Source organism: Streptomyces sp. DH41, assembly GCF_029813785.1.
Lineage (GTDB): Bacteria > Actinomycetota > Actinomycetes > Streptomycetales > Streptomycetaceae > Streptomyces.
The window spans coordinates 96,149-121,164 of record NZ_JARVKY010000007.1 but is presented as its reverse complement, the minus strand read 5'-3'; the positions used below and the strand labels follow the sequence as shown (position 1 = coordinate 121,164).

The 25,016-nt window shown below is 72.5% G+C and carries 16 protein-coding genes; 11 read left to right on the top strand and 5 right to left on the bottom strand.

Going from position 1 to position 25,016, the window contains the following annotated elements; all coding sequences use genetic code 11:
• Positions 1-45 precede the first annotated feature (45 nt).
• The 4 genes from QC283_RS14025 to QC283_RS14010 all read left to right on the top strand — a co-directional run bounded on the left by QC283_RS14025 (position 46) and on the right by QC283_RS14010 (position 6,701).
• Positions 46-1,893: an ABC transporter ATP-binding protein gene (locus QC283_RS14025; RefSeq protein WP_279561825.1), complete on the top strand. Its 1,848-nt coding sequence runs from the start codon at positions 46-48 to the stop codon at positions 1,891-1,893.
• Positions 1,890-3,683 (top strand): ABC transporter ATP-binding protein, encoded by a 1,794-nt coding sequence (locus QC283_RS14020; protein WP_279561824.1) that lies wholly within the window; start codon positions 1,890-1,892, stop codon positions 3,681-3,683. The genes QC283_RS14025 and QC283_RS14020 overlap by 4 nt, the downstream gene beginning before the upstream one ends.
• 316 nt (positions 3,684-3,999) lie before the next feature.
• Positions 4,000-6,051, top strand: coding sequence for a M4 family metallopeptidase (locus tag QC283_RS14015; protein ID WP_279561823.1), 2,052 nt, complete (start codon positions 4,000-4,002; stop codon positions 6,049-6,051).
• Positions 6,052-6,191: 140 nt separating this feature from the next.
• Entirely contained in the window at positions 6,192-6,701 is a 510-nt protein-coding gene (locus tag QC283_RS14010; RefSeq protein WP_279561822.1) for a DUF1990 family protein, read from the top strand.
• A 41-nt stretch (positions 6,702-6,742) separates the two neighbouring features.
• On the opposite strand, the gene QC283_RS14005 is transcribed toward QC283_RS14010, so the two are convergent.
• Positions 6,743-9,361, bottom strand: a complete 2,619-nt coding sequence (locus QC283_RS14005; RefSeq protein WP_279561821.1) for a glycosyltransferase family 1 protein — start codon at positions 9,359-9,361, stop codon at positions 6,743-6,745.
• A 310-nt stretch (positions 9,362-9,671) separates the two neighbouring features.
• On the opposite strand from QC283_RS14005, the gene QC283_RS14000 reads away from it, so the two are divergent.
• The 4 genes from QC283_RS14000 (at position 9,672) to glgB (ending at position 17,564) form a co-directional block, all read left to right on the top strand.
• Positions 9,672-11,858 (top strand): alpha-1,4-glucan--maltose-1-phosphate maltosyltransferase, encoded by a 2,187-nt coding sequence (locus tag QC283_RS14000; protein WP_443032598.1) that lies wholly within the window; start codon positions 9,672-9,674, stop codon positions 11,856-11,858.
• The gene (gene treS / locus QC283_RS13995; protein WP_279561820.1) at positions 11,855-13,573 is read left to right on the top strand and encodes a maltose alpha-D-glucosyltransferase; all 1,719 of its coding nucleotides are present in this window, start codon (positions 11,855-11,857) and stop codon (positions 13,571-13,573) included. The genes QC283_RS14000 and treS overlap by 4 nt, the downstream gene beginning before the upstream one ends.
• 99 nt (positions 13,574-13,672) lie before the next feature.
• Entirely contained in the window at positions 13,673-15,067 is a 1,395-nt protein-coding gene (locus tag QC283_RS13990) for a maltokinase N-terminal cap-like domain-containing protein (RefSeq protein WP_279561819.1), read from the top strand.
• A 64-nt stretch (positions 15,068-15,131) separates the two neighbouring features.
• A complete protein-coding gene (glgB, locus tag QC283_RS13985; protein WP_279561818.1) occupies positions 15,132-17,564 on the top strand; it encodes a 1,4-alpha-glucan branching enzyme in 2,433 nt (810 codons plus the stop codon).
• A 10-nt stretch (positions 17,565-17,574) separates the two neighbouring features.
• On the opposite strand, the gene QC283_RS13980 is transcribed toward glgB, so the two are convergent.
• The 4 genes from QC283_RS13980 to QC283_RS13965 form a co-directional block, all read right to left on the bottom strand.
• On the bottom strand, positions 17,575-19,875 hold the full coding sequence (locus tag QC283_RS13980; RefSeq protein ID WP_279561817.1) for a HelD family protein: 2,301 nt from the start codon (positions 19,873-19,875) through the stop codon (positions 17,575-17,577).
• A gap of 97 nt (positions 19,876-19,972) precedes the next feature.
• Positions 19,973-20,287 carry a thioredoxin family protein gene (locus tag QC283_RS13975; protein ID WP_279562004.1) on the bottom strand — a complete coding sequence of 105 codons (315 nt, stop codon included), beginning with the start codon at positions 20,285-20,287 and terminating at the stop codon, positions 19,973-19,975.
• Positions 20,288-20,298: 11 nt separating this feature from the next.
• Positions 20,299-20,697, bottom strand: a complete 399-nt coding sequence (locus QC283_RS13970; protein ID WP_279561816.1) for a MerR family transcriptional regulator — start codon at positions 20,695-20,697, stop codon at positions 20,299-20,301.
• Between the two features lie 154 nt (positions 20,698-20,851).
• The gene (locus QC283_RS13965; protein WP_279561815.1) at positions 20,852-22,246 is read right to left on the bottom strand and encodes a cation:dicarboxylate symporter family transporter; all 1,395 of its coding nucleotides are present in this window, start codon (positions 22,244-22,246) and stop codon (positions 20,852-20,854) included.
• Between the two features lie 155 nt (positions 22,247-22,401).
• Between QC283_RS13965 and QC283_RS13960 the strand changes: the two genes are divergently transcribed.
• The 3 genes from QC283_RS13960 to QC283_RS13950 are packed head-to-tail and all read left to right on the top strand — an operon-like array spanning position 22,402 to position 24,952.
• Positions 22,402-24,099, top strand: a complete 1,698-nt coding sequence (locus QC283_RS13960) for a sensor histidine kinase (RefSeq protein WP_279561814.1) — start codon at positions 22,402-22,404, stop codon at positions 24,097-24,099.
• Complete coding sequence (locus QC283_RS13955; RefSeq protein ID WP_279561813.1) at positions 24,096-24,257, top strand: hypothetical protein; 162 nt, start codon at positions 24,096-24,098, stop codon at positions 24,255-24,257. The genes QC283_RS13960 and QC283_RS13955 overlap by 4 nt, the downstream gene beginning before the upstream one ends.
• A complete protein-coding gene (locus tag QC283_RS13950; protein WP_279561812.1) occupies positions 24,254-24,952 on the top strand; it encodes a response regulator in 699 nt (232 codons plus the stop codon). Before QC283_RS13955 ends, QC283_RS13950 begins: the two co-directional genes overlap by 4 nt.
• The last annotated feature ends 64 nt before the right edge of the window (positions 24,953-25,016 follow it).

Genomic DNA, 25,016 nt, shown 5'->3' with positions numbered 1-25,016 from the left:
GGGAGTCCGGGAGGTCCATGCGGCAGGCCGCCGGGGGAGGCAGCGATGATCGACGCGTACGAGGACCCCGGCACGCCCGACCGCCGGGGCGGCTGGCGCTACCTGGGGTGGCTGGTGGCGCGGCAGTGGCCGCGGTGCCTGGCGGGGGCGGTGTTCGCCAGTGTCTGGATGGTGCTGCTGGCGGCGACGCCGTACCTGACGGCCCGGGCGATCGACCACGGCCTGGTCCCCGGTGACCTGGGCGCGCTGGCGGGCTGGACGGGGGCGCTGGTCGCCGTCGGGGCGTTCAACGCCTGGCTGGGCGTCATGCGGCACCGCACCATGACACGGGTGCGGATGGACGCCAACTTCCGCACGGTCAAGGTGGTCGTCGGGCACGCCACGCGGCTCGGTGCGGCGCTGCGCCGGCAGGTGGGAGCCGGCGAGGTCGTCACCATCGGGGTGGGCGACGTGCAGACGATCAGCAGGGCCCTGACCGCCGTGGGGCCGGGCGTCGGCGCGGTCGTCGCCTATGCCGCGGTCGGCGGGCTGATGCTGTCGGTGTCGACCCGGCTCGCCCTGGTGGTGCTGCTCGGGGTGCCGGTGATCGGCGTGCTGCTGGGGCCGCTCATGGGGCGGTTGCAGGGCACGGAGACCGAGTACCGGGAGCGGCAGGCGGTACTGACCGCGCGGATCGGCGACCTCGCGGGCGGGCTGCGGGTGCTGAACGGACTGGGCGGCAAGGGTCTGGTCGCGGACGCGTTCCGCCGGGACTCGGGGCGGCTGCGCGAGCAGGGTTACCGGGTCGGGGCGGTGACCAGCTGGATCCAGGCCCTCGGTCTGGGCCTGCCGATGCTGTTCCTGGGGCTGGTGACCTGGCTGGGCGCCCGGCTGGCCGTGCAGGGGCGGATCAGCGTGGGCGAACTGGTGGCGGTGTACGGGTACGTGGTGGCGCTGGGGTGGCCGGTGGCGTACCTCATCGAGATGGCCCAGCAGCTCAACCAGGGGGTGGTGGCCTCACGCCGTGTCGTCGCGTTCCTGCGGCTGGAGCCCGAGCCGGACGACGGCGTCCTCGACGCCCCCGCGGAGCCCGCGGTGCTGCACGACCCGGCCTCCGGCGTCCGCGTACTGCCGGGCCGCCTGACCGCGCTGGCCGGCGCCCGGCCGGCCGACGCCGCCACGGTGATCGACCGCCTCGGCCGCTACACGCCCTCCGACGTCACGTGGGGCGGGGTGCCGCTGACCGGGGTGGCGCTCGGACAGGTACGGGCCCGCATCCTGGTCGCTCAGGCGGAGGCCGACCTGTTCGCGGGCGTCCTGCGCGAGGTGATCGGCGCGGCGGAAGCCGACGGAGCCGGCCCGAGGGGCACGGGCGGTACCGGAACGGGGCCTCGCCGCGGGGACGTAGGGGGTGCCGGCACAGGGCGGCGTCGCGGAAGCGCGCACGGACACGACGGACCCGCGGACGCCTCCCGGGGGCCCGGGCCCGCCGGGACGCACGCGCACCTGCTCCACGCGATCCACACCGCCGCCGCCGACGACATCGTCCGTGGCCTCCCCGACGGCCTGGACACTCCCGTCGCGGCCCAGGGCCGCACCCTCTCCGGCGGCCAGCGCCAGCGGATCCGGCTGGCCCGGGCCCTGCTGGCCGACCCCGAGGTCCTGCTCGCCGTCGAGCCGACCTCCGCACTCGACGCGCACACCGAGGCCACGGTCGCGGACCGGCTGCGGGACGCCCGCGAGGGCCGTACGACCGTGGTGGCCGCCACTTCCCCGCTGCTGCTCGACCGGGCGGACGTCGTGCACTACGTGGTCGACGGCAAGGTCGTCGCCACCGGCGGTCATCGCGAACTCCTGGACACCGAGCCGGGGTACCGGTCGCTGGTCGCACGGGACGACGAGGTGGCCCGATGACGTCTTCGGAGCAGCTCCCGGTCGCCGGGCGCGCCGATGTCCGCCGTGCGGCGGCCCACCTCGTACGCGCCGACCGGGGGGCCTTCGCCCTCGTCCTCGGCCTCAACGCGCTGGCCGCCCTCGCCGGGCTCGCGGGCCCGTGGCTGCTGGGCCGGATCGTCGACGAGGTGCGTGCCGGGGGCGGGGTCGGCACGGTGAACCGGATGGCGCTCGCCATCCTGCTGTGCTCGCTGGCGCAGCTGCTGCTGGCCCGCTGGGCGCGGTACGTGGGGCACCGCTTCGGGGAGCGGACGCTCGCCCGGGTGCGGGAGCGGTTCGTGGACCGGGCGCTGGCCCTGCCGGCGTCCGTGGTGGAGCGGGCCGGCACCGGTGACCTGACGACGCGCGGCACCGCCGACGTGTCCGCCGTCGGCACGACCCTGCGCGACGCCGGACCCGACCTGCTGGTCAACTCCGTGCAGGCGCTGTTCCTCACTGCCGCGGTGTTCGTGCTCGACCCGCTGCTCGGTGCCGTGGGTGTGCTGGGGCTGACGCCGGTCTGGTTCGCGCTGCGCTGGTACCTGCGCCGGGCGCGGGCCGGCTATCTGGCCGAGGGGGCGGCCACCTCGGAGGTCGCCGAGAGTCTCGCCGCCACGGTGGCCGGGGCCCGCACCGTCGAGGCGTTCGGGCTGGCCGGCCGGCGCGTCACGACGAACCGGCAGGCGCTGGAGGCCGCGCGGCGCACGCGGTTCCACACGCTGTATCTGCGCAGCGTGTTCTTCCCGGCGGTGGAGATCTCCTACGTCGTCCCCGTGGCGGGCGTGCTGCTGCTCGGCGGGATCCTGCACGCGCAGGGGTCGGTGACCCTGGGGGCGGTGGTGGCGTCGGCGGTGTATCTCCAGCAGTTGGCCGGGCCGCTCGACGAGGTGCTGGTCCGGGTGGAGCAGCTCCAGGCGGGTGGCGCCTCCTTCGCCCGGGTGGAGGGGCTGGCGCGCGCCCCGCGGGCGGCGACGGACGACTCGCCGGTCCCGGAGGACGACCGTATCGACGTGTCCGCGGTGCGGTACGCCTACGGCCGGGGCGGTGAGGTGCTGCGCGGGGTGGATCTGACGGTGCGGCCGGGTGAGCGGCTGGCGGTCGTCGGGCCGTCCGGGGCCGGCAAGACCACGCTGAGCCGGCTGCTGGCGGGCGTGGACGCGCCGACGGAGGGGTCGGTGACGGTGGGCGGGGTGCCCGTGGTCGGCCTCGGGCCGGAGCGGCTGCGCCGTCAGGTCGTGCTGGTCACCCAGGAGCACCATGTCTTCCTCGGCACGGTCCGCGACAACCTCGTCGTCGCCGAACCGGAGGCCACCGACGAGGAGTTGTGGTCCGCGCTCGGCGCGGTGGGTGCCGAGGAGTGGGTGCGGGAGCTGCCCGGGGGTCTCGGCACCGAGCTGGGCGGGGGCGGTCACCGGGCGGACGGCTCGCAGGCCCAGCAGCTCGCCCTGGCCCGCGTGGTGCTGGCCGACCCGCACACCCTGATCCTGGACGAGGCCACCGCCCTGCTGGACCCGACGACGGCCCGGCACACCGAGCGGGCCCTGGCCGCCGTGCTGGAGGGCCGTACGGTCATCGCCATCGCGCACCGCCTGCACACCGCGCACGACGCGGACCGGGTGGCGGTGATGGAGGACGGCCTGCTGACCGAACTCGGCACGCACGACGAGCTGGTGGCGGCGGGCGGGGCGTACGCGGCGCTGTGGGGCTCCTGGCACGGAGAGCCGTCGGCCGGGCCCCGTACCGGCACCGGCACCGGCACCGGCACCGGCTGAACGAACAGTCGGTACCACGCGGCCATTACCGCACCGAAGCGTCACTTCCATATATCGAACATGAACGCCCGGTCAACGAACGATTTCCGGCCAACTTCCCGGAACTTTCTGACGCGCTCCTGACAGGTACCCGGTTCTCCTGCCACTCTTCCCACGGCCGCTCCACAGCGCCCCCACAGCTTCGCCCACCAGCGCTGTGCCGCGGCCAGCTCCTGGCACGTCGTTTCTGCGTACCGCCCAGTACCGCCCGGCCGGCTCACCCGCCGACCGGTCTCCCCTGGCCGCGCGACCCGCGGCCACGCAGAAGGAGTCAGTGTTGAGCAGCAGCACTCCCCACAGACGCACCTCCCACACCGCGTCCCACCGCACCACCGGGCCCCGCGCCACGCACCGTCGTGCCGCGGCCGTCGCCCTGGCCGGTGTCGCCGCGCTGATCGCCACCGCGGTCCAGTCCGGCGCCGCCACCGCGGCACCCGCCCCGGCCCCGGGCGCCGAGTCCGTCAAGCTCACCCCGGCACAGCGCGCCGAGCTGATACGTGACGCCGACGCCGGCAAGGCGAGGACCGCCGACGGCCTCGGCCTGGGCGCCAAGGAGAAGCTGGTCGTCCGCGACGTGGTCAAGGACCGCGACGGCACCGTGCACACCCGCTACGAGCGCACCTACGACGGGCTGCCCGTCCTCGGCGGTGACCTGGTCGTCAGCACCGACTCCGGGAAGACCGAGCGGGTCGTGAAGGCCACCGCCAAGGCGATCGCACCGGCCACCGTGACGCCGAGGATCGCCGCCGGGAAGGCCGAGCGGCAGGCCGTGTCCGCCGCGAAGGCCGCCGGCGCCGAGAATCCGGCCGCCGACCGCGCACCGCGCAAGGTGATCTGGGCGGCGAGCGGCACCCCGGTACTGGCCTACGAGACGGTCGTGGGCGGCCTCCAGGAGGACGGCACCCCCAACGAGCTGCACGTGGTCACCGACGCCGCCACCGGTGCCAAGCTCTACGAGTACCAGGCGATCCACAACGGCACCGGCAACACCCTGTACAGCGGCACGGTGACGCTGGGCACCGCGCAGTCCGGGTCGTCGTACACGCTGACCGACACCACGCGCGGCAACCACAAGACGTACAACCTCAACCGGGGCACCTCCGGCACCGGCACGCTCTTCTCCGGCCCCGACGACACCTGGGGCAACGGCAGCGCGGGCAACGCGGAGACCGCCGCCGCCGACGCCCACTACGGGGCCGCGCTGACCTGGGACTACTACAAGAACGTCCAGGGCCGGTCCGGTATCCGCGGCGACGGTGTGGGCGCCTACTCCCGGGTCCACTACGGCAACAACTACGTCAACGCCTTCTGGTCGGACGGCTGCTTCTGCATGACGTACGGCGACGGCTCCGGCAACGCCAACCCGCTCACCTCCGTCGACGTGGCCGCGCACGAGATGACGCACGGCCTCACCTCCAACACCGCGGGGCTCAACTACAGCGGCGAGTCCGGCGGGCTGAACGAGGCCACCTCCGACATCTTCGGCGCGTCCGTCGAGTTCTACGCCAACAACTCCTCCGACGTCGGTGACTACCTCATCGGCGAGGAGATCGACATCAACGGCGACGGCACCCCGCTGCGCTACATGGACGAGCCCAGCAAGGACGGCGCGTCCAAGGACTACTGGTACTCGGGGATCGGCAACGTCGACGTCCACTACTCGTCGGGCCCGGCCAACCACTTCTTCTACCTGCTGAGCGAGGGCAGCGGCACCAAGACCATCAACGGTGTCAGCTACGACTCGCCCACCTCGGACGGCCTCCCGGTCACCGGCATCGGCCGCGACAAGGCGGCGAAGATCTGGTTCCGCGCGCTGACCACGAAGTTCACGTCGACCACCAACTACGCGGGCGCCCGCACCGGCACCCTCGCGGCGGCCGGTGAGCTGTACGGCACCGACAGCGCCGAGTACACGGCGGTGCAGCACGCGTGGGCGGGCATCAACGTCGGCGCGCGCCCCGGCGGTGGCGGTGGCGGCGACGGCACGACCTTCGAGAGCGGCGCGAACGTGAACATCCCCGACTACGGGTCGGCGGTGACCTCCTCGCTCACCGTCTCCGGCCGGGCCGGGAACGCGCCGAGCGACCTGAAGGTGGGCGTGGACATCGTGCACAGCTGGCGCGGTGACCTGCGGATCGACCTGGTCGCGCCCGACGGGACGGCGTACCGACTGAAGAACAGCGGCTACGACCCCGCGGAGGACGTGCACGAGACCTACACGGTCAACGCCTCCTCCGAGGCGGCCAACGGCACCTGGAAGCTGCGTGTCCAGGACCTCGGCCGGCAGGACACCGGTTACATCGACTCCTGGCGCCTCACCTTCCCGTAAGCCCGTACCCGGCTCGACCCGTACACGGGTGGACCCGTACACGGATGGGCCCGTGATCCGACACGGCCGGTGATCCGACACGGCCCGAGGGCGGCACCCGGAACCCCAGGTTCCTGGGTGTCGCCCTACTCTTGGTGCCCATGTCCTTCACGTACGACGACGTCGGCGCCACCCGCGAGCAGGGCTACTGCCCGCCCGGCTTCCGCCCCATGCACGTACGCACACGCCTCGGGGAGGGCGAACCGGTGTTCAAGCGCGCGGTCGAGGCCGTGCTGACCTGGGAGATGCACCGGGAGATGGGCGTCGGCATCGACGCGGGAGCGGACCGTGCCGCGCCCGGCGTCGACGTCACCGTCACCCTCGCCGGGATGATCAAGGCGCCCTGCCGGGTGGTCTGGACCCTGGACGAACCCCGCCGGGCCGGTTGGGCCTACGGCACGCTGCCCGGCCACCCGGAGTCCGGCGAGGAGGCCTTCGTCGTCGACCGCACCGGCGACGGCACCGTCTGGCTGACGGTGACCGCCTTCAGCCGGCCCGCCAAGTGGTACGCCAAGGCCGGCGGACCGGCCGCCCGCGCCTTCCAGCACGCCTACGCCCGCCGCTGCGGCACCGTCCTGCGACGGCTGAGCGGCGGCGACGAGGAGGACTGAGCCCGCCCTCGCCGCCCCGGGCGCTCACCTCACCGGCCGGCTCACCTCATCAGCAGGCCGGCCGCCTGGGCCAGCTCGTCGGAGGGCACCGCGACCAGCCCCGCCTCCGCGCCGGACGCCAGCAGCCGGTGCGCGGGCAGGACACGGACCGTGTAGCCGAAGGGACCGGTACGGTCCAGGGCCAGCGGACCCTCGTACAGCCAGCGGCCCTCCAGGTCGGGACCGCCCACCGGTTTCAGCGGCACGGTCGTCGCGTCGGTGATCCGGTCCTCGGAGTCCACCCGGCCGGAGACCGCCTGCACCTCGACGTCGTCCGGGGCCAGATCGCCGAGGTTCACCCGCACCCGCAGCCCGAGCGTCGAGCCCAGCTCCGCCGTGGCGCTCGCGGCGGACGTCTCCACATGGTCGACGCTCACCCCCGTCCAGGCGGCCCGCACCCGGGCCTTCCACTCGGCCAGCGCACGGGCGGAGTCCGGGTCCATCGCACGGTGCGCCTCGGCCGCCGGGGTGTAGAGCCGGTCGACGTACTCGCGGACCATGCGGCCGGCCAGCACCTTGGGCCCGAGCAGGCTCAGGGTCCGGCGGACCATCTCGATCCACCGGTCGGGCAGGCCGCTCGCGCCCCGCTCGTAGAAACGGGGAGTGATCCGCTGCTCCAGCAGGTCGTAGAGTGCCGCGGCCTCTATGGCGTCGCGCCGGTCCGGGTCGGTGCCCGCGCCGTCGGCGGTGGGGATCGCCCAGCCGAAGTCCGGCTGGAACCACTCGTCCCACCAGCCGTCCAGCACCGACAGGTTGAGGCAGCCGTTGAGCGCCGCCTTCATGCCGCTGGTGCCGCACGCCTCCAGCGGGCGAAGGGGGTTGTTCAGCCAGATGTCGCAGCCCGGGTAGAGCTTCTGCGCCATCCCCATGCCGTAGTCGGGCAGGAACACGATCCGGTGCCGCACCCGCGGGTCGTCCGCGAACCGCACCAGCTCCTGCACCAGCCGCTTGCCGCCGTCGTCCGCCGGGTGCGCCTTGCCCGCGACGACGATCTGGACGGGCCGCTCGGGGTGCAGGAGCAGGTCCATCAGACGGTCGCGGTCGCGCAGCATCAGCGTCAGCCGCTTGTACGAGGGGACCCGCCGCGCGAATCCGATGGTGAGCACGTCCGGGTCGAGGACGTCGTCGATCCAGCCCAGCTCGGCGGCCCCGGCGCCGCGCTGCCGCCAGGAGGCGCGCAGCCGTTGCCGTACCTCGGTGACGAGCTGCTCGCGCAGGGTGCGGCGCAGCTCCCAGATGTCCTGGTCGGCGATGTCCGCGACCGAGTCCCAGCGGTCCGAGTCGCCGACGGACAGCGCGTCCTCGGCCCGCTGGACGCCGATCTGCCGGGCGCCGAGCCGGAACACCTCGGGGGCGACCCAGGTGGGGGCGTGCACCCCGTTGGTGACGGAGGTGATCGGCACCTCGTCGGCGTCGAAGCCGGGCCACAGTCCGGAGAACATCTCCCGGCTGACCCCGCCGTGCAGCAGGGAGACGCCGTTGGCGCGCTGGGCCAGGCGCAGGCCCATCACGGCCATGTTGAAGAGGTTGGGCTCGCCGCCCGGGTAGGTCTCCATGCCGAGCCTGAGGACGCGTTCGACGTCGATGCGCGGGAGCTCGGAGTCGGGGCCGAAGTGGCGGGCGACCAGTTCGCGGTCGAAGCGGTCGATGCCGGCCGGGACGGGGGTGTGGGTGGTGAAGACGGTGCCCGCCCGGACCGCCTCCAGCGCGGCGCCGAACTCGAGCCCCTTGTCGCAGAGTTCGGCGATGCGTTCCAGCCCCAGGAAGCCGGCGTGGCCCTCGTTGGTGTGGAAGACCTCCGGCGCGGCGTGCCCGGTGAGCCGGCAGTACGTCCGTACCGCCCGGACACCTCCTATACCGAGCAGCATCTCCTGGAGGAGCCGGTGTTCGCTGCCGCCGCCGTAGAGCCGGTCGGTGACTCCGCGTTCGCCGAGGTCGTTCTCCTCGACGTCCGAGTCCAGCATCAGCAGCGGCACCCGGCCGACCTGGGCCAGCCAGACGCGGGCCCGCAGTTCGCGGCCGCCGGGCAGGGCGAGCGCGACGTGGGCGGGGGTGCCGTCGGTCTCCTTGAGGAGGACGAGGGGCAGCTCGTGGGGGTCGAGGACTGGGTAGTGCTCCTGTTGCCAGCCGTCCCGGGAGAGGGACTGGCGGAAGTAGCCGTGGCGGTAGAGCAGGCCGACGCCGATGAGCGGGACGCCCAGGTCGCTGGCCGCCTTCAGATGGTCGCCGGCCAGGATGCCGAGGCCGCCGGAGTACTGGGGCAGGGCGGCGGTGATACCGAACTCGGGCGAGAAGTAGGCCACGGCGGCGGGGAGTCGGCCGGACTGCGCCTGGTACCAGCGGTCGCCGGTCATGTAGTGGTCGAGGTCGTCGGCCACCGCGGTCAGCCGGCGCAGGAAGCGCCGGTCCTCGGCCAGCTCCGCGAGGCGTGCGGGCCGGACGGTGCCGAGCAGCCGTACCGGGTCGCAGCCGGACGCGGTCCAGCACTCGGGGTCGACGGACTGGAAGAGGTCGCGGGTCTCCGGATGCCAGGACCAGCGCAGATTCCGGGCCAGGTCACTGAGGGGCCGGAGGGGGTCGGGGAGAACGGGACGGACGGTCAGTCGACGAATCGCCTTCACCCCGACGACGTTACCGGCGTGATGTGTCCCTCGCCGGGGCCTTCGCCCTCAGACCTCCGATTCGGCCTGAACGGCGTCGTTCGCCTTCGCCGGACGGGCTAATAACGACCGGCGTGTCGATCTTCCGGCGGGGAAGGTGTCCGGTCAGGTCGTCGCGTGTGTCGACATACGCGTGAGTAGGTAACAAAGTGCCGGATTGCCCACCCGAACAGTGTGGGAAGGCTCCTGCGGTACACCCCGCACGCACCCCCGCAGGACCCACCTCCCCAGAGTCATCCGCCCACCCACGTTGACGCGGACAGGAGCGGTCATGCCCGCCACGCACCACTCGTCAGCACCCCGCGAGGCGCCCCCCGGAGTGTCCTCCGGGGAATCCCCCGAGGCGCCCCCCGCGGACGGCACCACCGCCGCCGGACGCACCACCCCCGTCGGACGTACCGACGCCGTAGCCGATCGCGCCACCGCCGACGACCGCACCACCGTCGTCGGGCGCACCACCACCGACGACCGCACCACCGTCGTCGGACGCATCCCCGTCCTGGACGTCCGCCCGATGGTCCGGCAGGGACGCAGGCCCGCCAAGGCCGTCACCGGCGAGTCCTTCGAGATCTCGGCCACCGTCTTCCGCGAGGGGCACGACGCGGTCGCCGCCGACGCCGTCCTCAGAGATCCGCGGGGCCGGCCGGCCCCGCGGACGCCGATGCGCGAACTGGCCCCGGGCACCGACCGCTGGGGCGCCACCGTCACCGCCGGTGAGCCCGGGCTGTGGTCGTACACGGTGGAGGCGTGGGGCGATCCGGTCACCACCTGGCGGCACCACGCGCGGATCAAGATCCCGGCCGGCATCGACACCGAACTGGTCCTGGAGGAGGGCGCCCGGCTGTACGAGCGCGCCGCCGCGGACGTGCCGGGCGGCGCGGACCGGCGGACGCTGCTCACCGCCGTCGACGCGCTGCGGGACGAGACCCGGCCGGCCGCGTCGCGGTTGGCGGCGGCGTTGACGCCCGAGGTGGACGCGGTGCTGGCCCGGCATCCGCTGCGGGAGCTGGTCACCACCTCCGACCCGCTGCCCCTGCTCGTGGAACGCGAACGCGCCCTGTACGGCGCCTGGTACGAGTTCTTCCCCCGCTCCGAGGGCACCCCCACCCAGCCCCACGGCACCTTCCGCACCGCCGCCCGCCGCCTCCCCGCCATCGCCGCGATGGGCTTCGACGTCGTCTACCTCCCCCCGATCCACCCCATCGGCACCACCCACCGCAAGGGCCGCAACAACACCCTCTCCGCCACCCCCGACGACGTCGGCGTCCCCTGGGCCATCGGCTCCCCCGAAGGCGGCCACGACACCGTCCACCCCCAGCTCGGCACCATCGACGACTTCGACCACTTCGTCACCGAGGCCACCCGACTGGGCCTCGAGGTGGCCCTGGACTTCGCCCTCCAGTGCTCCCCCGACCACCCCTGGGTCCACAAACACCCCGAGTGGTTCCACCACCGCCCCGACGGCACCATCGCCCACGCCGAGAACCCGCCCAAGAAGTACCAGGACATCTACCCCATCGCCTTCGACGCCGACCCCGACGGCATCGCCGCCGAAACCGTCCGCGTCCTGCGCCACTGGATGGACCACGGGGTACGGATCTTCCGCGTCGACAACCCCCACACCAAACCCGTCGCCTTCTGGGAAAGGGTCATCGGCGACATCAACCACACCGACCCCGACGTCGTCTTCCTCGCGGAAGCCTTCACCCGCCCCGCGATGATGCACACCCTGGCCCAGATCGGCTTCCAGCAGTCCTACACCTACTTCACGTGGCGCAACACCAAACGGGAACTCACCGAGTACCTCACCGAACTCACCGGCGACGCCGCCTCCTACATGCGGCCCAACCTCTTCACCAACACCCCCGACATCCTGCACGCCCACCTCCAGCACGGCGGACGCCCCGCCTTCGAGGTCCGCGCCGTCCTCGCCGCCACCCTCTCCCCCACCTGGGGCATCTACAGCGGCTACGAACTCTGCGAGAACACCCCCCTGCGCGAAGGCAGCGAGGAATACCTCGACTCCGAGAAGTACCAGCTCAAACCCCGCGACTGGGCCGCCGCCGCACGCGAGGGCCGCACCATCGCCCCCCTCCTCGCCAAGCTCAACACCATCCGGCGCCAGAGCCCGGCCCTGCGCCAACTGCGCGATCTGCACTTCCATCCCACGGACAAGGAGGAGGTGATCGCCTACTCGAAGCGGCACGGGTCGAACACGGTTGTGGTGGTCGCCAACCTCGACCCCCACCACACCCAGGAGGCGACGGTCTCGTTGGACATGCCGCAACTCGGCCTGGACTGGCACGAGTCGGTGCCGGTGCGCGACGAGCTGACCGGCGAGACATACCACTGGGGCAGGGCCAACTATGTGCGCCTGGAGCCGGGCCGTACGCCCGCGCACATCTGCACGGTTCTGCGACCGTCCCACCCGCAGATCGGAGGGTCACCCACCACATGATCTTCAACGAGCCCGTGCCGGACACCTTCGAGGACACACCCGCCAAGGACCGTGACCCGGACTGGTTCAAACGAGCCGTCTTCTACGAGGTCCTCGTCCGCTCCTTCCAGGACAGCAACGGCGACGGCGTCGGCGACCTCAAGGGCCTCACCGCCAAGCTGGACTACCTGCAATGGCTGGGCGTGGACTGCCTCTGGCTCCCGCCCTTCTTCAAGTCGCCCCTGCGCGACGGCGGCTACGACGTCTCCGACTACACCGCCGTCCTGCCCGAGTTCGGCGACCTGGCCGACTTCGTCGAGTTCGCGGACGCCGCCCACCAGCGCGGCATGCGCGTGATCATCGACTTCGTCATGAACCACACCAGCGACCAGCACCCGTGGTTCCAGGAGTCGCGGGCCGACCCCGACGGCCCGTACGGCGACTACTACGTCTGGGCCGACGACGACAAGCAGTTCCAGGACGCGCGGATCATCTTCGTCGACACCGAGGCGTCGAACTGGACCTACGACCCGGTGCGCAAGCAGTACTACTGGCACCGCTTCTTCTCCCACCAGCCGGACCTCAACTACGAGAACCCGGCCGTGCAGGAGGAGATGATCTCCGCCCTGAAGTTCTGGCTGGACCTGGGCATCGACGGTTTCCGGCTGGACGCGGTGCCGTACCTCTACCAGGAGGAGGGCACCAACTGCGAGAACCTCCCGGCCACGCACACCTTCCTGAAGCGGGTGCGCAAGGAGATCGACGCGCAGTATCCGGACACGGTGGTGCTGGCGGAGGCCAACCAGTGGCCGGAGGACGTCGTCGACTACTTCGGCGACTACGCCGCGGGCGGCGACGAGTGCCACATGGCGTTCCACTTCCCGGTCATGCCGCGGATCTTCATGGCGGTCAGAAGGGAGTCCCGCTACCCGGTCTCCGAGATCCTCGCCAAGACCCCGGCCATCCCGTCCGGCTGCCAGTGGGGCATCTTCCTGCGCAACCACGACGAGCTCACCCTCGAGATGGTCACCGACGAGGAACGCGACTACATGTACGCGGAGTACGCCAAGGACCCGCGCATGCGCGCCAACATCGGCATCCGCCGGCGGCTCGCCCCGCTCCTCGACAACGACCGCAACCAGATCGAGCTGTTCACCGCGCTGCTGCTCTCCCTGCCCGGCTCGCCGATCCTGTACTACGGCGACGAGATCGGCATGGGCGACAACATCTGGCTCGGCGACCGCGACGCGGTGCGCACGCCCATGCAGTGGACCCCGGACCGCAACGCGGGCTTCTCGTCGTCCGACCCGGGGCGGCTGTTCCTGCCGACGATCATGGACCCGGTCTACGGCTACCAGGTGACGAACGTCGAGGCGTCCATGGCCTCGCCCTCGTCCCTGCTGCACTGGACCCGCCGGATGATCGAGATCCGCAAGCAGAACCCCGCCTTCGGCCTCGGCACCTACACCGAACTGCCCTCCTCCAACCCCGCCGTGCTGGCCTTCCTGCGGGAGACCCCCTCGAACGGGGAGAACGAGGACGACACGGTGCTGTGCGTCCACAACTTCTCCCGGTTCGCCCAGCCCACCGAACTCGATCTGAGCGCCTTCGGGGGACGCCACCCCGTCGAGCTGTTCGGCGGAGTCCGCTTCCCGGCGGTCGGGGACCTCCCGTACCTGCTGACTCTCGGGGGGCACGGCTTCTTCTGGTTCAGGCTCCGCAAGGACGCCGTTTAGGCCGCACCGGCCCCGATCCCCGGGCGGAGCGGTTTCCGCCGCCCCGCCCGGGGCACGCATCAGTAGCACCCCGACTACCCGGGGAAAGGACGCGACGCCATGTCGGAAGCCGTCACACGCACCGTCACGAGCCCGCCAGGCCTTCTTGCGTCACTTGAACCACTGCTGCGGGACTGGCTGCCGCGGCAACGCTGGTTCGCGGGCAAGGGGCGTCCGGTCACCGGATTCTCGCTGGTCGCGGCCACCGAGCTGCTCCCGGCCGATGCCCGCGTCGGCCTCCACCACGTGCTGGTGCGCGCCCACCAGCAGAGCGCGCCGGCCGCCGGCGCGCCCGAGGAGCCCGGCGACTGCTACCAGCTCCTCATAGGCGCGCGCGAGGCGCTGCCGCCCCGGCTGGCGCCCGCGCTCATCGGACATGTGACCGAGGGCCCGCTGGCCGGCCGTACCGCCTACGACGCCCTGTACGACACCCGGCCCGCCGAGGTGCTCCTGGAGGCGTTACGCACCGGGGCCCGCATCGGCGGGCTTCGTTTCGAGCGGGAGGGGGACCGGGAGATACGCACCGGTCTGGTGCCCCGGCTGATGACCGCCGAGCAGTCGAACTCGTCGGTCGTGTACGGAGATACGTTCATTCTCAAGGTGCTGCGCCGGATCGTGCCCGGCGTCAACCCCGATCTGGAGCTGCCGCTGGCGCTGGCCCGCGAGGGCTGCCCCCGGGTGCCGGCACCGGCGGGCTGGATGGTGGCGGAGCTGGCCGGCCGGTCCTGGGTGCTGGGCGTGCTCCAGCCCTATGTGCAGGGCGCGAGCGACGGCTGGGAGCTGGCCCTGCGCGAGCTGGCCAAGGGGGAGGACTTCACCGCCGAGGCCCGGGCGCTCGGGCGGGCCACCGCCGAGGTGCACACCGCGCTGGCCCGCGCGCTGCCGACCGTCACCCTCGGCCAGGGCCAGGTGCGGCACCTCGCCGACGGCATGACCCGGCGGCTGGAGGAGGCCGCCCACGCGGTGCCCCTGCTGAGGCCGTACGCTCCCGCGCTGCGCACGGCCTTCACCGCGCTGGGCGACCTGGCCGCCGAGGGCCGTACCTGGACCGCCCAGCGGGTCCACGGCGACCTGCACCTCGGCCAGTGCCTGCGCTCACCGTCCGGCCGGTGGTCGCTGATCGACTTCGAGGGAGAGCCCGCGAAACAGCTCGCCGAGCGGCGGATGCCACAGCCGCCGGTGCGGGACATCGCCGGGATGCTGCGCTCCTTCGACTACGCCGCACACTCGGCCGGCGCCCCGGTGCCGGGCTGGGCCGGGTCCTGCCGGGCCGCGTACTGCACCGGGTACGCGGAGGTCGCCGGCAGCGACCCGCGCACCGACCCGGTGATGCTCCGCGCCCACGAGACGGACAAGGCGGTCTACGAGGTCCTGTACGAGGCCCGGCACCGTCCCGACTGGCTCGCGGTGCCGCTGTCCGCGGTGCGCCGCCTGTCCACGCCCGAACCGGCCTGACGCCGGGTCCCGGACACCCCTTGTCACCCCCTCTCGATCCCACGTCGCCCAGGAGGCTCCGCCCGTGACCCCCCGCCCCTCGTCCAGCGGTCCCGACCCGAAGCAGACGGGCGCCAAGAAGGCGGCCGCGAAGAAGCCGGCCGCGAAGAAGGCCGCGGCCAAGAAGACGGTCGGGAAGAAGGCAACCGGGAAGAAGGCGGTCGCGAAGAAGGCTGTCGCGAAGAAGGCTGTCGCGAAGAAGACGCCCGACAAGAGGACGCCCGCCGGGAAACCGGCCGCCGGGAAGAGGGCGGCGCCGGCCGAGGTCGCCGTCTCCCCCCGTCTGGACAGCGGCGACCGGGAGCGGCTGCTCGCCGGCACCCACCACGACCCGCACTCCGTGCTCGGCGCCCACCCGGTGCCCGGCGGCGTCGCCTTCCGGATCTTCCGGCCGTACGCCCTGGCGGTGACCGTCCTGTCCGGTGAGCCGCGGGCCGAGCTGCACGACGACGGCGACGGTTTCTTCTCGGGCCTGCTGCCGCTGGGCGACGTCCCCGCCTACCGGCTCCTCGTGACGTACGAGGGAGCGGTCCAGGAGGTCGAGGACCCGTACCGCTTCCTGCCCACGCTGGGCGATCTGGACCTGCACCTGATCGGCGAGGGCCGGCACGAGCAGCTGTGGCAGGCGCTCGGCGCGCATCCGGTCACCCACGAGGGCGTCGCGGGCACCCGCTTCACGGTGTGGGCGCCGAACGCGCGCGGCGTCCGGGTCGCCGGCGGCTTCAACTTCTGGGACGGCACCGGCCACCCGATGCGCTCGCTGGGCGGCACCGGGGTGTGGGAGCTGTTCCTGCCCGGCATCGGCGCGGGCGAGCAGTACAAGTTCGAGATCACCCGGCCCGACGGCTCCCGCACGTTCCGCGCGGATCCGCTGGCCCGCCGTACGGAGGTACCGCCCGCGACCTCCTCCGTCGTGCACACCTCGGAGTACACCTGGGGCGACGAGGACTGGCTGGCCCGTCGCGCGGAGGCGCCCGCGCACGAGGCACCGCTGTCGGTGTACGAGGTCCACCTGGCCTCCTGGCGGCCGGGGCTGTCCTACCGCGAACTGGCCGACCAGCTCCCGGCGTACGTGGCGGACCTCGGCTTCACGCACGTCGAACTCATGCCGGTCGCCGAGCACCCCTTCGGCGGTTCCTGGGGCTATCAGGTCACCGGCTTCTACGCGCCCACGGCCCGCCTCGGCGATCCCGACGACTTCAGGTACCTGGTCGACCGGCTGCACCAGGCCGGCATCGGTGTCCTGATGGACTGGGTACCGGCGCACTTCCCGCGCGACGACTGGGCGCTGGCCGAGTTCGACGGCCGTCCGCTGTACGAGCACTCCGACCCGCTGCGGGCCGCGCACCCGGACTGGGGCACGCTGGAGTTCGACTTCGGCCGGCGGGAGGTGCGCAACTTCCTGGTGGCGAACGCCGTGTACTGGTGCGAGGAGTTCCACATCGACGGGCTGCGCGTCGACGCGGTCGCCTCGATGCTCTACCTGGACTACTCGCGCGAGCCCGGCCAGTGGACGCCGAACGAGCACGGCGGCCGGGAGAACCCGGACGCGGTGGCGTTCCTCCAGGAGATGAACGCCACGGTGTACCGGCGGGTGCCCGGCGTCGTGACCGTCGCGGAGGAGTCGACGGCCTGGGACGGCGTCACCCGCGCCACCCACCACAAAGGACCCAGCGGCTTCGGCGGGCTCGGCTTCGGCCTGAAGTGGAACATGGGCTGGATGCACGACTCGCTGACGTACATGAGCCACGAGCCGGTGCACCGCAAGTACCACCACGGCGAGATGACCTTCTCCATGGTGTACGCGTACAGCGAGAACTACGTGCTGCCGATATCCCACGACGAGGTGGTGCACGGCAAGAAGTCGCTGGTGTCGAAGATGCCCGGCGACTGGTGGCAGCAGCGGGCGGGCGAGCGGGCGTACCTGGGTTTCATGTGGGCCCACCCCGGCAAGCAGCTGCTCTTCATGGGGCAGGAGTTCGCGCAGGGCGCGGAGTGGTCCGAGGCGCACGGCCCCGACTGGTGGCTGCTCGACCCGGGGTACGGGGCGGCGGCGGACCACCGGGGCGTGCTGGACCTGGTCCGCGACCTGAACACCGTCTACCGGGCCACGCCCGCGCTGTGGCAGCGCGACACCCACCCCTCCGGTTTCGCGTGGGTGGTCGGGGACGCCGCCGAGGACAACGTCCTCGCCTTCCTGCGGCTGGACGCCGAGGGCACCCCGCTGCTCGCGGTGTCCAACTTCGCCCCGGTCGTCCGCGCCGACTACCGCCTCGGCGTCCCCGACGACGTCCCCGCCTGGCACGAGGTGCTCAACACCGACGCCGCCCGGTACGGCGGCGGCGACGTGGGCAATCCGGACCCGGTCAAGCCGGAACCGCAGGGGTGGCACGGCCGGCCGGCGAGTGTCCGGCTGACCCTGCCGCCCCTGGCGACGGTGTGGCTGCGTCCGGCCTGAGGGCCGGCGGTCAGGACGCGTCCACGAGTCCCTCCGGCAGCGGCTCGGTGTGCAGGACGCCGAGCCGCTGGGTGGCCCGGGTGAGGGCCACGTACAGGTCGCTCGTGCCGTAGCGGCCGGGCTCGACGACCAGGACGGAGTCGAACTCCAGGCCCTTGGACTGGCGCGGGTCGAGGAGGACGACGTTCCGCGTCAGGTCCGGCTCGGCGCCGGCCGTCACGCCGTCCAGCCGGGCCGCGAGGGCCCGGTGCAGCTCGCGCGGGGCGATGACGGCGAGGCGGCCCTCCTCGGGGGTCAGCTCCCGGGCGGCCTCGGCGACGGCGGCCGGGAGGTCGCCGGTGGCGCGGATCCAGGGGCGTACGCCCGTGGACCGCACCGAACTCGGCGGTTCGAACTCCGGGTCGCCGGCGCGGACGACGGCCGCCGCGACGTCCATGATCTCGGCCGGGGTGCGGTAGTTGACGCCCAGTCGGGTGTGCTCCCAGCGGTCCTCGACGTAGGGGGCGAGGATCTTCGACCAGGAGCCGACGCCCGCCGCCTCCGCGGTCTGCGCCGGGTCGCCGACCAGGGTCATCGAGCGGGTCGGGCAGCGGCGCATCAGCAGCCGCCACGCCATCGGGGACAGCTCCTGCGCCTCGTCCACGATGATGTGCCCGAAGGCCCAGGTGCGGTCGGCCGCCGCGCGTTCGGCGGCGCTGCGGTGGTCGTCCTCCTCCTGGCGTTCGGCGAACCGCTCGGCGTCGATGATGTCGTGCGCCGACAGCACCTCCGCCTCCTCCTCGTCCTTGTCCTCGAACTCGTAGGTCCGGGACGCGTACGACACGTCCAGCACGCCCTGCGCGTAGGCGATCTGCGCCTCCCGCTCGCGTTCGGCGCGGGTGCGGGCGATCCGGTCGTCCTCGCCGAGCAGCTCGGCCGCCTCGTCCAGCAGGGGTACGTCGGCGACGGTCCAGTGCCGGGTGACCGGGCGGCGGACGGCGGCGGCGTCCTCGGCGGGGAGGTAGCCCTCGGGTGCGGCGAGGAGGTCGGCGACGAGGCGCTGGGGAGTCACCCGGGGCCAGAGCTGGTCGATGGCCGACCAGACCTCGGGGTTCTCGGCGAGTTCGTCGCGGATCTGGGTGATGTCGCTGGGGTCGAGGAGGTTGGAGCCGTCGTAGGGGTCGGTGCCGATGCGTTCGGCGACCATGTCGGTGAGGGTGTTGAGGATGTGGCCCTCGAAGTGCTCGCGGGCCGCGTTGTGCGGCAGCTTCGCGCCACGGGTGCGCTCGCGGGCGACGCTCACCAGGTCGTCGTCCAGCATGAGGATCTCGCGGTCGTGCTCGATGGCGATGACCGGGTCGGGCAGTGCCTGCCGGTCGCGGACCGCCTCGGCGAGGACCTCCGCCATGCCGGCGCCGCCCTTCACCGCGGCCGCCTCGGGGGTGTCCGTCGCCGTGGCCTTCACGCCGGGGAACAGCTCGCCGACGGTGGACAGGAGCACGCCCGTCTCGCCCAGGGAGGGCAGTACCTCGCCGATGTAGCCGAGGAAGGCCGGGTTGGGGCCGACGATGAGGACGGCGCGCTTGGCGAGCAGCTCGCGGTGCTCGTAGAGCAGATAGGCGGCGCGGTGCAGGGCGACGGCGGTCTTGCCGGTGCCGGGGCCGCCCTCGACGACCAGGACGCCGCGGTGCGGGGCGCGGATGATGCGGTCCTGGTCGGCCTGGATGGTCTGCACGATGTCGCCCATGCGGCCGGTGCGCGCGGAGTTCAGCGCGGCGAGCAGCACGGCGTCGCCGGACGGGTCCTCGTGGCCGGTCCGCGTCTCGTCGCCGAGGTCGAGGATCTCGTCGTGCAGCGCGGTGACCGTGCGGCCCTCGCTCGCGATGTGCCTGCGGCGGCGCAGACCCATCGGGGTGTGGCCGGTGGCCAGGTAGAAGGGGCGGGCGACGTCGGCCCGCCAGTCGATCAGGACCGGGGTGCGTTCGGCGTCGTCCGCGCGGAGGCCGATCCGGCCGATGTGGTGGCCCGCACCCAAGGTGAGGTCGATCCGGCCGAAGCAGAGGGAGCCGTCCACCGCGTTGAGCGCGGCGAGCAGCCCGGAGCGCTCGGCGACCAGGATGTCCCGCTCCAGCCGGGCCTGCTGGGGCGTGTTGCCCTGCGCGAGCGCCTGGGTGACCGAGACCTCGGTGTCGCCGCGCAGCGCGTCCACGCGTGCGTACAGTCCGTCGATGAATTCCTGCTCGTGCCGCAATTCATCGTCCGGAAATTCGGTGTTTGACAATTCCACTCCCGCCCGGATATGCTGTGCCCATGAACTTCTTCGTGCCTTCATTGTGCTGAAGTCACGAATCAACGAATATACGCAAAGAAATCCCCCGAGCGCAATTGCTCGGGGGATTTCTTGTTGTCACCCGTCGACCACCGGGCGGCTACAGCACGTCCGACAGCTCCTCCAGCAGCCGCCGCTTGGGCCGGGAGCCCACCATGGACTTCACCGGCTCACCCCCGCGGAACACCATGAAGGTCGGCATGGACAGCACCTTGTACGCGTTGGTGGTCGCCGGGTTCTGGTCGACGTTCAGCTGCACCACCCGGAGCCGGTCCCCCTCCTCCTCGGCGAGGGCGCCGAGCACCGGAGCCATCTGCCGGCACGGCGGGCACCAGTCCGCGGTGAACTCCACCAGCACCGGCAGCTCACTGCCCAGCACCTCCGCGGCGAACCCCGCGTCCGTCACCTCGGTCACACCGCTGCTCTTCATGCGTGTCCTCCCAGTTCGCACTTGGGCTCCGGGCCTCCCGGAACCGCCGCCTCGGCCCGCGCCAGCTGGGCGCCCACCTGCGCCCGCACCGACGTGAGCTGCTCGATCAGCGCGTCCAACTCCGCCAGCTTGCTCCGGTAGACCACGAGGGAGGCGGGGCACGCGTCGCCCTCGGGGTGCCCGGCGCGCAGGCACTCCACGAACGGTCGGGTCTCCTCCAGGTCGAACCCGAAGTCCTGGAGCGTCCTGATCTGCCGCAGCAGCTTCAGGTCGTCCTCGTCGTACGTCCGGTAACCGTTGCCGGTGCGCCGCGCGGACAGCAGTCCCCGCGACTCGTAGTACCGCAGCGTCCGCGTGGTGGTTCCGGCCCGTGCGGCCAGCTCGCCGATTCGCATGGGAACGAACGTAAGCCTTGACGCTGACGGCAAGGCAAGGAGAACAGGGAGAGCGAGGAGAACCCCGCGCGGAAGGCGCGGGGTTCTCGGGGCCGGACGGCTGAGCAACGGGGGGAGTATCTCAGCCGACCGGAGTGGGGGGCGTCGCGCGGCCTCAGGCCTTGGCCAGCTCCTTCTCGCCGCCCTGCTCGGGCACCTCCGGGGCGTCGTCCCCGTCGTCGGCGCCGGCATGGTCGTCCAGGAGCGTCTTCTCGTCGAACGGGGCCCGTCCGGCGAGCACCTCGTCCACCCGGTCCTTGTCGATCTCCTTGGTCCAGGTGCCGATCAGGACGGTGGCGACGGCGTTGCCCGCGAAGTTGGTGAGGGCGCGGGCCTCACTCATGAAGCGGTCGATGCCGACGATGAGGCCGATGCCGTCCACCAGGGCGGGCTTGTGCGAGGAGAGGCCGCCGGCCAGCGTGGCGAGACCGGCACCGGAGACACCGGCCGCGCCCTTCGAGGCCACCAGCAGGAAGAGCAGCAGCGGGATCTGCTCACCGATCGACATCGGCGTACCCATGGCGTCGGCGATGAACAGCGAGGCCATGGTCATGTAGATCATGGTGCCGTCGAGGTTGAACGAGTAGCCGGTCGGGACGGTGATGCCGACCACCGGCTTGCTGACGCCCAGGTGCTCCATCTTCGCGATCAGACGCGGCAGCGCCGACTCCGACGAGGAGGTGGACAGGATCAGCAGGAACTCGCGGCCCAGGTACTTGAAGAGCGAGAGGACGTTCACGCCGGCGACCAGCCGCAGCATCGCGCCCAGCACCAGGACGACGAACAGGAAGCAGGTGACGTAGAAGCCGAGCATCAGCACGGCCAGGCTCTTGAGCGCGTCGACGCCGGCCGAGCCGGTGACCGCGGCGATGGCGCCGAAGGCACCGACCGGAGCGGCCCACATGATCATCGCCAGGACGCGGAAGACCAGCCGCTGGATGTGCTCGATGCCGCGCAGGACGGGCTGCCCGGCGGAGCCCATGGCCTGCAGGGCGAAGCCGCACAGCAGGGCGATCAGCAGGGTCTGCAGGACCTCGCCCGCGGTGAACGCGGAGACGATCGTGGTCGGGATGATGCCCAGCAGGAACTCGGTGGTGCCCTTGGCCTCCGCGTCGACCTGCGCCTGACCGGTCTCCTTGATGGCGTCGGTGACCGCGAGGCCCGTGCCCGGGTCCAGGATGTTGCCGACGACCAGGCCGATGGCGAGGGCCACCAGCGACATCACGAGGAAGTAGACCAGGGCGATACCGCCCACCGCGCCGACCTTGGCGGCCTTGCGCACCGAGCCGATGCCCAGGACGATCGTGCAGAAGATGATCGGCGAGATCATCATCTTGATCAGGTTCACGAAGCCGGTGCCCAGCGGCTTCAGCTCGGTCGCGAAGTCCGGGGCGGCGAGACCGACGGCGATGCCGAGGACGACCGCGATGATCACCGCGATGTAGAGATAGTGCGTGCGGTCCCGCTTGGCTTTGGGTGCGGCAGGTGCTGTAGCGGCGTTGCTGGTCACGGCTGCCCTCCTTGACGACGTCGTCGGTACTCACCGGCGTGCGGCTCACGTCCGGGGGTTTGTATCGGGGATCTGGCGACTATCTCCCGTGTTGTGAGCGCGGTCACCCTTGCGTTCATTTAGTTCACAATCAAGCCACGAGAGAGACTGGCGGCATGCACCTCCGCGTCCCGAGACCCCGTAGCCTGGCCGGTCAGCTCTTCGCCATGCAGGCGGTACTGATAGCGGTCGTGGTCGCCGGTTACGCGCTGTTCACCTACGTCAGCGACCGGCAGCAGGCCCAGGAGGCGGCCGGGCGGCAGGCCAGGTCGGTGGCGCTGGCGATCGCCGACTCGCCGTCGGTGCTGGAGGCGATCCGCACGCCCGACCCGACGGCGCGGCTCCAGCCGTACGCGGTGCGGGTCATGCGGGACACCGACGTGGACTTCGTGACGATCATGGATCCGGAGGGCATCCGCTGGACCCACCCGGACCCGAGGCAAATCGGCCATCCCTTCCGCGGCCACATCGAGCGCGCGCAGCGGGGCGAGACCTTCACCGAGACCTACACGGGCACGCTCGGGCCGTCGGTACGGGCGGTGACCCCCGTGGAGGACACCGGGCGGGTCGTCGGCCTGGTCAGCGCCGGGATCAAGGTCGAGGAGATCAGCAAACGGGCGCAGGAGCAGCTGACGGCGCTGCTCGGGGTGGCGGCCGGCGCGCTGCTGCTCGGCGCGGTCGGCACGTACGTGGTCAACGCCCGACTGCGGCGGCACACACACGGTATGAACGCGGACGAGCTGAGCCGGATGCACGACTACCATCAGGCGGCGCTGCACGCGGTGCGGGAGGGCCTGCTGATGCTGGACGGGCAGTACCGCGTCGCGTTGATCAACGACGGCGGACGGGAGCTGCTCGGGGTGACCGGCGACGTGGTGGGCACCTCGGTCGCCGACCTGGGGCTGCCGGCGCAGCTGACGGGGGCGCTGCTGGCCTCGGAGCCGCGGGTGGACGAGGTGCATCTGGCGGCGGACCGGGTCCTGGTGGTGAACACCTCGCCGGTCTCCGGCGGGGAGCACCGGGGCACGGTGGTGACGCTGCGCGACGTGACCGAGTTGCAGTCGCTGACGGGCGAGCTGAACTCGGAGCGCGGCTTCTCCCGGGCGCTGCGCTCGCAGGCGCACGAGGCGGCCAACCGGCTGCACACGGTCGTCTCGCTGATCGAGCTGGGGCGCGAGGCGGAGGCCGTGGACTTCGCGACGGCCGAACTGGAACTGGCGCAGGCACTCACCGACCAGGTGGTGGCGGCGGTCGGCGAGCCGGTGCTGGCGGCGCTGCTGCTGGGCAAGACGGCGCAGGCCAACGAGCGGGGAGTGGAGCTGGTGGTGTCGCAGGACAGCCGACTGGACGACGGGCTGCTGCCGCCGTCCCTGCCCGCCCGGGACCTGGTGACGATCCTGGGCAACCTGGTCGACAACGCGGTGGACGCGGCCCAGGACGGGGTGCCCTCACGGGTGACGGTCTCGGCGTACACGGGCGCGGCGCCGGGCGGCGGCCCGGAACTGGTGCTGCGGGTGTCGGACACCGGCGCCGGGGTCGACCCCGCCCATGCCGACCTGGTCTTCCAGCGGGGCTACTCGACCAAGCCGGCCGGTGAGGGCGGACGGGGCCTGGGGCTGGCGCTGGTGCGGCAGGCGGTGCGACGGCACGGCGGCACCCTGACCGTGGCGGAGGCCGAGGGCGGCGGCGCCCGCTTCGAGGCCCGGCTTCCGCTGTCCGACACCGGCCCCCGGCGTGCGCCCTCCGACGCCGGGGACCGCGCACCGGCGCCGGACGCCCTGACGGGCGGAGCGATACCGGGAGGCGAGGCATGAACGCCGGACGGCCGTACCGCCCCGCCCGCCCCGTCCGCCGGGTCCACCCGGCCGTCCTGGTCCACCCGGCCCGCCCGGTCCGCCCCCGCCGGCGGCCCCGGCCCGCGCCCGGCACCGGAGCCCCGGCCCGCAGACCGGCCCCCGGAGGCGCCGTATGACCGCCCCGCAGCCCATCCGTGTCCTGGTCGTCGAGGACGATCCCGTCGCCGCGGACGCGCACGTGATGTACGTCGGCCGGGTGCCGGGATTCACGGCCGTCGGCAAGGCGCACACCGGGGCTGAGGCACGGCGCACGCTGGACCGTACGCCGGTGGACCTGCTCCTGCTCGACCTGCACCTGCCGGACGTGCACGGACTGCAGCTGGCCCGTTCGCTGCGGGCGGCGGGGCACCACACGGACGTGATCGCGGTGACGTCGGCGCGGGACCTGGCGGTCGTACGGGAGGGGGTGTCGCTGGGTGTCGTGCAGTACGTGCTGAAGCCGTTCACCTTCGCCACCCTGCGGGACCGTCTGGTCCGGTACGCCGAGTTCCGGGGCGCGGCCGGGGAGGCCAGCGGCCAGGACGAGGTGGACCGGGCGCTGGCCACGCTGCGGGCCCCCGGCCCGGCCGCCCTGCCGAAGGGGCTGAGCGGGCCGACGCTGGAGCGGGTGACGGGCGCGCTGCGGGGCTCCGAGGAGGGCCTCACCGCGGCCGGGGTCGCCGAGGCGGTGGGCATCTCGCGGATCACGGCCCGGCGCTACCTGGAACACCTGGTGGACGCGGGGCGGGCGGGACGGCGGCCGCTGTACGGGCAGGTGGGGCGGCCGGAGCTGGTGTACCGGTGGGGCCGGGAGGCCGGGCGGGGCCGCTGAGCACCGATGAACACAGGTTGTCCACCGCACACGCATTGACCTGACCAGACCGGTCCTCTTACGT